Annotated in this window: 13 protein-coding genes and 1 pseudogene; 1 reads left to right on the forward strand and 13 read right to left on the reverse strand. The window is 40.8% G+C overall.

Annotated elements, in window-relative coordinates:
- Positions 1-12: 12 nt before the first annotated feature.
- From acs to rnr, 12 genes and pseudogenes are all read right to left on the reverse strand, one after another.
- Positions 13-1950, reverse strand: coding sequence for an acetate--CoA ligase (gene acs, locus ABXT41_RS05190; RefSeq protein ID WP_415390463.1), 1938 nt, complete (start codon positions 1948-1950; stop codon positions 13-15).
- A 91-nt stretch (positions 1951-2041) separates the two neighbouring features.
- Complete coding sequence (locus ABXT41_RS05195; RefSeq protein ID WP_415390464.1) at positions 2042-2527, reverse strand: YajQ family cyclic di-GMP-binding protein; 486 nt, start codon at positions 2525-2527, stop codon at positions 2042-2044.
- Positions 2528-2655: 128 nt separating this feature from the next.
- Positions 2656-3036 (reverse strand): aspartate 1-decarboxylase, encoded by a 381-nt coding sequence (gene panD / locus ABXT41_RS05200; RefSeq protein ID WP_415390465.1) that lies wholly within the window; start codon positions 3034-3036, stop codon positions 2656-2658.
- Between the two features lie 11 nt (positions 3037-3047).
- A complete protein-coding gene (gene panC, locus ABXT41_RS05205; protein WP_415390466.1) occupies positions 3048-3893 on the reverse strand; it encodes a pantoate--beta-alanine ligase in 846 nt (281 codons plus the stop codon).
- A 17-nt stretch (positions 3894-3910) separates the two neighbouring features.
- Complete coding sequence (gene dnaB / locus ABXT41_RS05210; protein ID WP_415390467.1) at positions 3911-5275, reverse strand: replicative DNA helicase; 1365 nt, start codon at positions 5273-5275, stop codon at positions 3911-3913.
- Between the two features lie 112 nt (positions 5276-5387).
- Entirely contained in the window at positions 5388-5840 is a 453-nt protein-coding gene (rplI, locus tag ABXT41_RS05215) for a 50S ribosomal protein L9 (protein ID WP_415390468.1), read from the reverse strand.
- 59 nt (positions 5841-5899) lie between these two features.
- A complete protein-coding gene (locus ABXT41_RS05220; protein ID WP_415390469.1) occupies positions 5900-6748 on the reverse strand; it encodes a hypothetical protein in 849 nt (282 codons plus the stop codon).
- Between the two features lie 9 nt (positions 6749-6757).
- Complete coding sequence (rpsR, locus tag ABXT41_RS05225) at positions 6758-6988, reverse strand: 30S ribosomal protein S18 (protein WP_415390470.1); 231 nt, start codon at positions 6986-6988, stop codon at positions 6758-6760.
- A gap of 137 nt (positions 6989-7125) precedes the next feature.
- Positions 7126-7581 (reverse strand): annotated as a pseudogene (gene rpsF, locus ABXT41_RS05230) (30S ribosomal protein S6); the annotation flags it as partial.
- Between the two features lie 225 nt (positions 7582-7806).
- A complete protein-coding gene (locus ABXT41_RS05235; protein WP_415390471.1) occupies positions 7807-8448 on the reverse strand; it encodes a CDP-alcohol phosphatidyltransferase family protein in 642 nt (213 codons plus the stop codon).
- Between the two features lie 22 nt (positions 8449-8470).
- Entirely contained in the window at positions 8471-9235 is a 765-nt protein-coding gene (gene rlmB / locus ABXT41_RS05240; protein ID WP_415390472.1) for a 23S rRNA (guanosine(2251)-2'-O)-methyltransferase RlmB, read from the reverse strand.
- A gap of 11 nt (positions 9236-9246) precedes the next feature.
- Positions 9247-11586, reverse strand: a complete 2340-nt coding sequence (gene rnr, locus ABXT41_RS05245; protein WP_415390473.1) for a ribonuclease R — start codon at positions 11584-11586, stop codon at positions 9247-9249.
- 184 nt (positions 11587-11770) lie between these two features.
- Here rnr and ABXT41_RS05250 point away from each other — a divergent pair, with 184 nt between their 5' ends.
- Entirely contained in the window at positions 11771-12394 is a 624-nt protein-coding gene (locus tag ABXT41_RS05250) for a glucosaminidase domain-containing protein (protein ID WP_415390474.1), read from the forward strand.
- Between the two features lie 20 nt (positions 12395-12414).
- On the opposite strand, the gene ABXT41_RS05255 is transcribed toward ABXT41_RS05250, so the two are convergent.
- Positions 12415-12831 (reverse strand): hypothetical protein, encoded by a 417-nt coding sequence (locus tag ABXT41_RS05255; protein WP_415390475.1) that lies wholly within the window; start codon positions 12829-12831, stop codon positions 12415-12417.
- Positions 12832-13124 lie beyond the last annotated feature (293 nt).

Below are 13124 nucleotides of genomic sequence, written 5' to 3' on the forward strand. Positions count from 1 at the left end.
TTGAGTCAAAATCTATTGATTCAGTCGATTTTTAATCAAATCCTTGACTACAGAAGGATCTGCCAATGTTGAAGTATCACCAAGATTTTCTATCTCATTAGCTGCTATTTTACGCAAAATTCGACGCATAATTTTACCTGAACGAGTTTTTGGTAACCCCGGTGCCAGCTGGATCTGATCTGGTTTCGCAAAGGAGCCTATCTCTTTTCTGCAAATAGCTAACAGTTCAGCATACAAGTTATCTGACGGCTGTATTCCGGACATTAGTGTTATGTATGCATATATGCCTTGGCCTTTTATGTCATGAGGACATCCTACTACTGCTGCCTCCGCTAGATCAGAATGAAGCACCAGTGCGCTTTCGATCTCAGCCGTACCCATGCGGTGTCCTGATACGTTCAAGACATCATCTACTCGACCGGTAATCCAGTAGTGCCCATCTTTATCACGACGCGCGCCGTCTCCCGTAAAATAATAGCCAGGAAATAATGAAAAATAGGTATCTTTAAAACGGACCATATCGCCATATACGCCACGAATTTGGGATGGCCATGAAGACTTAATCGCTAAATTTCCCTCTCCGGGGCCTTCAATTAAACAACCTTCATTGTCTAGTAATACGGGTTGCACACCAAAAAAAGGGGCGGTTGCGCAACCTGGTTTCATATCATGGACGCCAGGCAATGGAGTCAACATATGAGCCCCCGTCTCTGTTTGCCACCAAGTGTCAACAATGGGGCACCTAGATTCACCAATGGTCTTATAATACCATTCCCAAGCTTCTGGGTTGATAGGCTCTCCGACTGTTCCCAGCAAGCGCAGAGAGCTGCGATCTGTACTTAGAACAAATTCGTCGCCTGCGCCCAATAGCGTGCGAATTGCCGTTGGGGCCGTATAAAAAATTGTCACTTGATGTTTGTCCACAACCTGCCAAAAACGAGATGCATCTGGATAGGTTGGAATGCCTTCGAAAATTAATGTTATTGCCCCATTACATAATGGCCCATAGACAATGTAGCTATGCCCTGTAACCCACCCAACATCTGCGGTACACCAATAAACATCCCCATCTTTATAATCAAAGACGTATTTGTGTGTCATAGCAGCCTGCAACAGATATCCTGCCGTTGTGTGCAGGACGCCTTTTGGTTTCCCTGTAGAACCTGAAGTATAAAGGATAAATAAAGGATCTTCGGCATCCATCCATTCAGGCTCACAGTGTATTTCTGCATCCACCATTGCCTTGTGATAGCAGACATCTCTACCTTCTGACCAATCAATTACACCGTGAGTATGAGCAATAACTAAGCAAGTATGAACCAAAGGGCAATGACTGATAGCAGTATCAACATTAGCCTTCAAAGAAATATTACGTCCACCTCTAACCCCTTCGTCAGCTGTAATGACTACCTGGCAGTCGGAGTCAAGAATACGATCTTTCAGGGCATCTGGAGAAAATCCACCAAAAACTACAGAGTGAACGGCGCCAATGCGTGCGCAAGCAAGCATGGCATAAACCGCCTCTGGGATCATAGGCATATAAATGCACACTCTATCTCCCTTTTGCACGTTACGAGATTTAAGCACATTGGATAATTTATTTACTTGGTCGCTTAACTTTTGATAGGTAATTTTTTGGCTATTTTTAGGGTTATCGCCTTCCCAAATAATAGCCGTTTGATTTCCTTTGGTAGCCAAGTGTCTATCAATGCAGTTAACTGTGACATTTAGCCGGCCTCCAGCAAACCAAGCAGCTTCACCTGTATCAAAATCATAAGAATTAACTTGATCCCAGGGTTTTCTCCAATCTAAAAAATCTTTTGCTTGTTTGGACCAAAAATTATCTGGGCTATCTATAGATTCACGGTACATTTTCTCATACATTTTAAGATTTACATGAGCCTTGCCTGCAAACGCCTTATGAGCAGGATACACCTTGGCTTCTGACATTCGTCGCTCCCCCGCTATAATTTCTTATCTTAGAACTCAAATTACCATCACTGATATCTGTCAATTTAAACTACACATCATATAAATTAAATTAATCTCTAAAATTATCAAACTGAAAGGGTTGCCCAAGATCCGCGCTGCGAATTAGTGCAATGACAGCTTGCAGGTCATTCCTATTTTTACCGGTAACTCGTAACTTTTCACCCTGAATGGCAGGCTGAACCTTTATCTTCGCATCTTTTACTAATTTAATGATTCTTTTGGCCATTAATTGATCGATTCCCTGTTTGAACCGAACCTTCAAAGAAAATATTTTTCCACTGTGCAGTGATTTTTCCTCGGGATCAATAGCATAAGGGTCAATCTTTCTTCTCGCTAAATTTCCTCGCAGCATATCTAACAACTGCTGGCACTGGAAGTCGGCTTCAGCGGAAAGAATCACCTCGCCATTATCAAACTCAGCATGCGCACTAACGCCTCTAAAATCAAAACGTGTGGCTATCTCACGAACAGTATTATCTGCGGCATTGCGAATTTCCTCTAGTTCTACTTCTGAAACAATATCAAATGAAGGCATTAAGAGAATCCTAGTAAGCTATTAACGAGAAATTATCTAATTATCAAAAAAATCTCAAGGTTTTTAGCTTGAGACCTTATGGCTATTTTTCAAACAATGGCAGAATAACTAGCGATCTTAATTCTACGCTAGAGTGTCTGGACGGGTATCGTGTTAGTTGTGCGGTCAACAGAGTTATCTGCATGCAGATAAATTAGTCTTGGCTTGTGCTCGACAACCTCATCTATCTCATATTGGGCATAAGCAGCAATGATAATTCGATCACCAACCTGACACTTTCTCGCAGCTGCACCATTCATCGAGATGATACCTGAGCCGGCTTCAGCTTTAATGATATAAGTAGTCAGTCGTTCACCGTTATTAACATTATAAATATCAATTTTTTCAAATTCACTCAACCCCGCAAGATCAAGTAAATTAGAATCAATGGCGCATGAGCCGTCATACCAAAGTTCTGCTTGGCTTATCGAACCCATGTGCAACTTAGCTTTCAGTAAAGTGCTCAACATAGTCTATTCCTCTAGTTCAGGGAAATATTATCAATTAATCGAGCGGAGGAGCCATACATGGCTCCCAACACAGTGATATCTGCATCATTAGTTTCCGCCATTTCAAGTGTTTTGCTGTTACAAACAGAAATATAGTCAGGCTTAAAGCCTGCTTCATGTATTTGTCTAATTGCCTCTTTTTCAAGAGCCGTAAAATTTCTATCCCCTAAGCGTATTTTGTCAGCAACCCATCTCAAACTTTTATGCAACTGGCCAGCATTATGGCGCTCTAAAATTGTTAAGTAAGAATTACGCGAACTCATGGCTAGACCGTCTGTTTCGCGATGAATGTCAGCTTCCACAATATTCACTGGAAAACAAAGATCTTCAACCATGCGATGCAATATTGCTAACTGCTGGTAATCTTTTTTCCCTAGGATCATTTTATCAGGCTGAATGATATTCAATAATTTTGATACTACAGTTGTTACCCCCTCAAAGTGTCCAGGTCGGCTCGCGCCACAGAGGTATTCAGTCATCGAAGAGCAGATAACTCGTGTCTGAGAGCCCAAACCATTAGGATACATTTGATTTTCATCAGGATAAAAAAGCACATCACATGATACTGCTTGTAGTTTTTCACAATCTGCTTGAAAAGTCCTAGGGTATTTATCCCAATCCTCATGCAAGCCAAACTGAAGGCCATTAACAAAAATGGAGCAGACGATTATATCGCTTGTCTTTTGTGCTAGCTTTATTAACTCTATGTGGCCCTGATGAAGATTCCCCATAGTTGGAACAAAGCCAACTTTTTTTCCTTGAAGTCGAGCCCCATCAAGCATCGATCTAATGCTTTTGATTGTTCGAAAAATCTCCATTCCTTGACCCCAAATGCTTACTGATCAGAAGAGTAATCTCTAGCGAGATTTTCAAAGCGAGTATATTTGCCAATAAATGTTAACTCACAGGTTCCAATAGGCCCGTTTCTTTGCTTGCCAATAATAATTTCAGCGATCCCTTTCTTCTCAGTAGTTTCTTCGTTGTAAACTTCATCACGATAGATAAACAAAACAACATCGGCATCTTGCTCAATTGCCCCAGACTCACGAAGGTCTGAATTAATAGGCCTTTTATTGGGGCGCTGCTCCACATTTCGACTAAGCTGAGATAAGGCTAAAACAGGGCAGTTAAACTCGCGAGCTATATTTTTTAACTCTCGTGAAATTTGGGTGATTTCATTAGTACGGTTCTCAGTGGGAACACTCCCGCTCATCAATTGCAGGTAATCCACCATGATCATACCAATATCTCCATGTTCGCGGGCTAACTGGCGAATCCTGTTGCGCAGTTCCATCGGCGAAATGCCTGGCGTGTCGTCAATATAGAGAGGCCTGTCTTTGAGGCGTGATGCAGCTTTGCTTAATCTAGGCCAGTCATCATCAGATAAGTTTCCTGAGCGCATTTTAGTCTGATCAATTTTCCCCAAAGATGACATCATACGAATTATTAATTGGTTGGCAGGCATCTCCATACTAAAAACAAGTATGGGTTTTTCTTGATTTAAAACTGCATGTTCAACCATATTCATAGCAAAAGAGGTTTTACCCATAGAGGGTCTTCCAGCTACGATAACTAAGTCTGATTTCTGCCAGCCGGAAGTCATGTTATCTAATTCTGCAAAGCCAGTACTTAGGCCTGTAATCTCAGCTTCACTATTGAATAGCTCGTCTATACGCTCTAAAGATTCCTCGATTAGTGCATTGATGCCTTGAAAACCACCAAGTTTAGGTCTATTTTCTATAATATCAGCGAGTTTTTTTTCTGCATCAGCCAAGAGTTTACTGCTATCCCAACCAAGAGGATTGTGGCCCTTTTTAACAATATCGCTGGCTGCGGTTATCAGCTGTCGAATTATTGAGCGCTCTAAAACTATTTGAGCGTAAGCTATGACGTTGGCCGAACTAGGCGTATTATTAGCAAGCTCCACTAAGTAAGAGGCGCCACCAACATGATCGAGCTCATTGGTATTTTGAAGGGTTTCAGAAAGGGTGATGACATCCAGAGGCCTGCTTTCAACAGACAAAGCTCTCATGGTCTGGAATATCAGTCTATGGTCTTGAGAGAAAAAATCAGATTCGGCAACAAACTCAGCAACAGCATCAAAAGACCCGTTGCTCAGCATCAGACCGCCAAGCACAGCTTGCTCCGCCTCGATCGAGTGCGGTAATTGATTCTCTTCAATGGTCTGATTTTTAACCATAGTGACACTACCTATAAGAACTATCGCCTATAAAAAAGGCACTGAGACACAGTCAATACAGCTGTGCAGCGCCCCATTATTACCGATATCGGTATAGTAGTGAATAGTCGCACTATTCCTCAGCAGCAACCACAAGCTTCACCACCTGAGTAACGTCAGCGTGCACTTGGATAGAAATATCAAATTCGCCTATTTCTCGTATAGAGCCATCAGGCAACTTTACTTCGCTTTTCTCTACTTGAATGCCAGCACCAATTATTGCATCAGCAATATCTTTTGTGCCAATAGAGCCGAAAAGCTTACCTTCCTCCCCGGCAACTGCAGTGATGGTCACAGGGCCTATTGCCTCTATCTTAGCTGCACGAGCAGTTGCTTCAGTAAGACTAACTGATGCAGCAGCCTCTAGTTCAGAACGACGAGCTTCAAAATCAGCTATATTGGCTGAAGTAGCAAACACTGCCTTGCCATTAGGTACTAAGTAATTGCGGCCATAACCTGGCTTAACATTAACTTTATCGCCAATGTTTCCTAAATTTCCAACTTTTTCCAGAAGAATAACTTCCATCTCGGATATCCTCTATTATTTAAACCTGTTTGTCGCGCAAAATAAAATACACATCCGCACTAAGGATGCTTACTCAATCGTGAGCGTATATTAAAAATACTATCCAGGAATCCAACCCCAACTAGCATAATACTTAATGGACTCAAAAATAAGAGCGCCGCATAAAAAACGAGCAACCAATAACTATTTAATTGAAAGAACGTCACACCGTAATGCAATAAGGCGATTCCACTCAGCATTAGCGGCAAGCTTAATAAGCTCGCCCAGCTCGAACAGTCTTGCAAAACATACTCAAAAATAAACATTCCCACTAAAATAATAACAGAGGATGTCACACTAAATCGCAATTGATGAAACTCTAGCTTAAATCCACCAGGATTATAAAGTGCTGCTTGCCACCAACGGCCTAACATCAACGAAAAAACTGAAGTTAGCGCAACGACATAGCCAGCAACACCAACTAAAAAATTTCTACCTATTGCAAATTTATTTTCGTACTGCTGAGCCCCTTTGAAAAACTCTGCAATCAAGATTTCCAATGCCGTCAACTTATCAGCAAAAAAAATAGCCATCAATATAGTTGATATAGCGCTCATTGCTACAATAAAAATCAGCACCTCAGGCCATGAAGATCTCAACTTCATTAACTCTGAGGCTAGCCATACACAGACAACACTTACAATAGATAGCAGCATCACGATAGCGTTAGCGTCGTTACTAGTAAAGAGGATTACTAGCAATGGCATTAGCGCCCAGAGTGCCAATAAAAATCCCTCTGATGATCCTCTAGTTAACGTAACCAGAGAAACTGCAGCCGGAGAAAAAAAAGGAACAAGATTGCCAAAAAAAGCAACTAATCCGGCTTGCATGCGGCCGCGCATAATAAATTCAGCTAAGGCCCGCATCAAGAAATCTCTCTACCCGCCGTGGCTGTCGGTATAAGGCAATAGCGCCACATAACGAGCACGCTTAATAGCAGTTGACAGTTGCCTCTGATACTTAGCTTTGGTGCCAGTAATACGACTTGGCACAATTTTTCCTGTTTCAGAAATATACTGTTTTAGCATCTCAAGATCTTTATAGTCTATCTGGTCAGCGCCTTCGACGCTAAAACGACAGAACTTACGACGACGGTTGAATCGAGCCATTATTTACTCTCCTTTTCCGTTGATTCATCAACAGACTTTTTTGCGGGCTCATCAGCTGGTTTTGCAGTTTCTGCGGGCTCATCAGCTGGTTTTGCAGTTTCTGCGGGCTCATCAGCTGGTTTTGCAGTTTCTGCGGGCTCATCAGCTGGTTTTGCAGTTTCTGCGGGCTCATCAGCTGACACTTTAGTTGCTTCAGTCTGTTTTGGGGGTTCAACCGGGGTCGCTCTATCAGAATTCGTTTCTGAGCGCTCGCGACGATTTGACCTCTCAGACTTGTCAGCCTTTAAAATGTAAGATTCTTCAGTAATAGCTTCTTTGCAGCTAAAGACCACACTTCTAATGACGGCATCGTTGTAACGAAAATTAGTATTCAGTTCTTGCAATACATCTTGATTACATTCAATGTTCATTAGCACATAATGAGCTTTATGAATTTTATTTATAGGGTAAGCTAAGTGGCGTCTACCCCAATCTTCTAGGCGATGGATTTTCCCATTACCGCTAGCAATGGTAGTGGAATAGCGTTCGATCATCCCAGAAACCTGATCGCTCTGGTCTGGATGAACCATAAATAATATTTCGTAATGACGCATTTTACCTCCTTACGGGTAAATAGGTGCTCGCCCAATGCGATGCAACAAGGAGTATCTTGCTCTAAGTAAAACAAAGGCGCGCATTTTACGGTGAGAATCTTGGTATTTCAAGTATAAATCGAGGGTATACATCTTTATTGGAATCTATTTTAGATACAGAATTTCAGTCTTAAGGCTGAATTAAAAGATGTGGAATCACTATCAGAGGATAGTTGATATCAAAAATTATTTTTCGTTCTTATTTCTGGCTATCTCAGCTGCAACCCAAAATCCTGCGATATTACTTTGCCATCGAGGTAAAATTGAAGTGATGATGACCTGCTCTAATGCCACCCAAACATAGAATAACAACACACCTCGTAAGAACACAGCATCCCCCAACAGGGTCGCTATAAAATAAGCTGGTGCAATTGCGATAGATGCAATTTTAGCCGCAAATGTATGATAGCTAGGAAAACAACCGAATCTTGATCCGCAGACCAACAATGGAACAATCCAGCAACTAACCGAGATAATTAAATAGCTAAGCTCGCTATGAAAAACTGCTGGCCACAAGATTAATAACCCAATCAGCATGACTAAGTATGTAATTAAATCAGCCCAACTATCGAGCCTAACGCCAAATTCTGTTACTTGATTGAGGCGCCGGGCTAAATATCCATCTAAACAGTCTGTAGTTAATGAAAAAGCTAGAATCCATAAAAAAATATCCGCCTGCTTTTCTATCGCTAAATAAACAAGGAATGGAGCCAATGCCACTCTAATTGAGCTGACCACATTAGGAAAATTTAGAACAAAATTATCAGTAGCCGCCTGATTATTTTTGATCACCCTATCTTTTATGGTCCTTCCTTCTTTTAAACCCATATCCTAACCTAGCATCAATTTTTCATTGTCTTTGCCTTAGAGCCTCAAACAAACAGATACCCGTGGCAACAGAAACATTTAAGCTACTGACAAGCCCCATCATAGGAAGTTTGGCCAATATATCGCAATTCTCTCTTGTTAAGCGACGTAAACCCTTTTCCTCTGCACCCATGACAATGGCCAATGGGCCCTTCAAGTCTGTCTCATAAATTAATTGCTCTGCTTCGCCTGCAGCACCTATTATCCAGATGCCTCTTTCTTGAAGTTGTTTTAATGTTCGAGATAGGTTCGTAACAACAACGAGCGGGATTATTTCTGCTGCACCACTAGCAACTTTTTGCACTGTTGGCGTTACACCTACAGCATTATCTTTGGGCACAATTATCGCTTGAACACCCGCTGCCTCAGCTGAGCGCATACAGGCACCAAGATTATGAGGGTCTGTTATTCCATCTAAAATCAACAAAAATGGAGGCCGATTCAAGCAACTCAAAAGTGCAAATAAATAATTCTCGTCTTGAACTCCAGCCCCCTCGCAAAGAGCCGCTACGCCCTGATGAGGGCCGTTTGATAGAGCGTCTAAATCTGACCGCAGAACCCATATAACTGGGATATCCTGAAGTTCAGCTAAATTAATAATTTTTCTTAATCTCTGGTCATCACGTCCTTTTTGGACTTTCAATTCTTGAATTTTTGATCCTGAAGTTTTCAATACAGACTGGACGGCATGCAACCCAAACAACCACTCGCATTCATGGCTACATTTTTCTTTTGTACCTTCAGTCATTAACGGCCTGCCTAATTAAGCTTATTTTTTATTTTCTTTTTAGGGTGCTTTTTTCTGCTAGAGCTAAGTTTTTTAGATAATTTTTTAATATGCCTAGTAGTTTTTTCGCTTTTCTTTTGCTCTTTTTCTACAAGTTCAAAATCAATTTTTCTTTCATCTAGGTCAACTCTAGCAACTTTGACTCTCAATTTATCACCAAGACGAAAAATCCTACCAGTTCTCTCCCCTACCAAACGATGATGAGCCACTTCATGATGATAATAATCTTTTGGCAAACCGGTTATATGAACCAAACCCTCAATATACATTTCACTTAACTGTACAAATAATCCAAACCCAGTAACCGAAACAACAACACCGGAAAATTCTTCACCCACACGAGATACCAAAAACTCACATTTCAGCCAATTAACAACATCTCGAGTGGCTTCATCTGCTCTTCGTTCTGCCATTGAGCACTGCTCGCCAGCAGTTGCTAGAGATTTCTCATCATAAGGGTATATCTGGGCCTGACTTAAAATTGGAGCGCCTGCGACCATATGCGTGTACAGGGCTTTTTGCTTCTTGCGAATTAAATATCGAATCGCTCTATGCACCAAAAGATCAGGATAGCGACGAATAGGGGAAGTGAAATGCGTATACTCAGCGTAATTTAAACCAAAGTGGCCATCATTTTCTGGCGTATAAGCGGCCCTATTCATTGACCGTAATATGACTGTCTGAATAACACTGGCATCTGGGCGCCCAAAAGTCTGGGAAAGAATTCCTTGGAAGTCTTTAGGGCTGGGGTCATCTCCGCCCGGTAAACCCAGGCCTAACTCTCCCAAAAACTCTCTAAGATTATCTAATTTTTCCTGCCTAGGTCCTTGATGAGACCGATATAGTGCAGGAATTTTATTTTTTTTCAAAAATTTAGCTGCACAAACATTAGCGCAAAGCATGCACTCTTCAATTAACCTATGAGCCTGTGTTCGGATAACTGGGGTTATCTCTTGAATCTTTCGCTCCGCATCAAAAATAATCTGAGCTTCCTGAGATTCAAATTCAATGGCTCCCCTTAGTTTTCTTGCCTTAAGTAGCTCACAATAAAGATCTGTTAAGTTATCTATGTGCTTAGCTATAAGGTGAAACTGTTTTCGAATGCCGCTCCTGATGTCACTTTTTTGGGCTATAATTCCTGCTACTTGGGTGTATGTGAGGCGAGCATGAGAATGGATCAGCCCCTCCAGAAATCTAAATCGCGTCACACTTCCATTTTTGTCTAGCGTCATTTCGCAAACTAACGTCAAGCGGTCCACATGGGGATTAAGAGAGCACAAACCATTGGATAATTTTTCTGGCAGCATAGGTATAACATGTTGAGGAAAATATACAGAATTTCCTCTTTTATATGCCTCTTTATCCAGAGCTTTTGATACAGGAACGTAGTGGGAGACATCCGCAATGGCAACATATAATAACCAGCCGCCTCGGGCACGCGGCTCACAATATACCGCATCATCGAAGTCTCGAGCGTCTTCGCCATCAATTGTTACAAATGGCAAATGGCGTAAATCTACCCTAGATTTTTTATCCTTTTCTGAAACCTCATCATCAATAGATTCAACATCGCTCAATACCAAATCAGGCCATATGCTTGGAATACCATAATTATGCACAGCAATATCAATCTCCATCCCTGGAGCCAGATGCCCTCCCAGAACCTGAATGATGTGGCCAGAAGGCAGATTATTTCTGCTCGGTTGCACAACAACTTTGACCACTACAATTTGCCCTGATTCTGCATTATTGTTTTGGCCAACAGGAATCATAATATCGTGAGTAATTTTTGGATTATCAGGCCTGACAAACTGAATGCTGTTCTCCATGAAGAATCGACCGACCAAAGTCTTTGTTCTATGCTCTATCACTTCGACAATAGATCCCTCTTGTCGACCGCGCTTATCTATCCCAGCAGCTCTGACAAGGACCTCGTCTCCATCTAAGACTCTCCGCATTTGACGACTAGACAGGTATAAATCTCCCCCTCCATTCGCATGTGTAACGAAACCAAAGCCCTCTGGGTGGCCAATAACCCTGCCTTTTATAAGATTCATTTTATTCAAAGCACCATAAGCATGGTCGCGATTTTTGACTAGCTGCCCATCTCGTTCCATTGCAATTAGACGACGTCTGATTGCCTCACAGGCACGTTCATCCTGTATGCTAAAATCTAAGCATAATTCCTCATGGGTAAGCGGACCTAGGCTTTTGCTGAGAAAATCAAGGATATACTCTCGGCTGGGTATAGGGTTGTCATACTTCGCAGCCTCTCTTTCAGCAAAAGAATCTTTATTGATATGTTTTTTCATTTTTTCTTCATTAAATGATAATGTCTTACGAGATGGTCTTTTTTATTTTCAATAATGATCAAATTACTGCATGCTATCAAAACATATTGTTTTAAAATTAACCAACCACTTATAAAAAACAAAGTGACATGACATGAACTATAAAAACATGTGCCTAAGCGTCTTAGCAATAATAAGCTTATTTTTGTATCAATTCATATCATCCGATGATGACCATAAAGACAAAATTATCTCAGTTGCTGACAAAAAAGCATACTTCCATAAAATAATATTGCCAGCTATCGACGAAGTATTCGACGAACGTATGCTAATTTATAAAGAAATCAAAGTTTTAGAAAAAAATAATGCCATCTCAGAAATACAATTATTAATTAAAAGATACAACAGTGTTAACCTAGAAGAACTTAAGGAGCGGATATATCCACACCCTAAGAGTATTGCTATAGCCCAAGCAGCGATGGAGAGCGCCTGGGGCACTTCTCGATTCGCCAAAGAAGCCAATAACTATTTTGGTGTTTGGTCTTTTAGCAAGAAGGATGACCGTATCTCCGCTAACGAAAAAAGAGGCTCTAAAACTATCTGGCTAAAAAAATACTCTTCTGTTTCCGATAGCGTCCGTGACTATTATAATCTTATAAGTAATGGGAAGGCATTTAAGGAATTCAATCGACAGAAACTTCTCACCAAAAATCCACTTGAGCTAGTCAAGTATTTAGATAAATATTCTGAAAAAGGCGCCGAATACGGCAGTGAGCTAACTAAGATTATCAACTATAATGGTTATATTAGTCACGATACGAGCCTATAACGGAAGTTTAATGATGTAAACTAAACGCCTCCAGAAACTCTCATTCTTGGCTTTTTGTTAAAGTTATTTTGGCCGTCATGAGCCTCAGCTAACTGTTTCTTTATTTGTATGGAGATTTGATAGGCCCCCTTAAATAGCTTTTTCTCATAGGCATACTCTCCATTTCTAGCATTAGATTTTCTAATAATCTCCATGGACAGCATATCTATTTCTGATTCAGGGAAAGATTCTTGGCTCAAATTTTCAAGTATCTGGCATCTCAGTTCAAAGCTTTTGGATGCATGAGCAACTGCTTTAGTTATTTGATTGTTGCTTGCGCTCTCCTTTAACCCCAATGGAAAGTAATAAAATTTAGCCTTCGAATTAGCCAGCAAGCGTCTCGGGATGGCTCTCTGATAATGCAGACTTCCTTTTTTGACAGATACATATTTAGGCATATTTATACCGAACCCCAAGCGAGCTAAATATTAGCCTATAGTTTATATTAATGGAAATTAAAATGGAAAAAAATATCTTTCTGTTAACCAACGCTCAAAGCAGCTTGTGAAAAAATCAAGACAACTTTTAGCCCATCTGTCAAATTTATAGATCATCTGCTAGCAGATGTTTGTATAATAAATGTAGTATTTATTTTTTACGCTAAGCTATACTTACTGTTTGTTGCAAACAAACCAGCCTCTAGTCTCATAAATGCCCAAATAAATATTGGTGCTATGGGTAAAAATAACAA

The sequence above is a fragment of the Porticoccus sp. Uisw_050_02 genome (assembly GCF_047729555.1).
Lineage (GTDB): Bacteria > Pseudomonadota > Gammaproteobacteria > Pseudomonadales > Porticoccaceae > Porticoccus.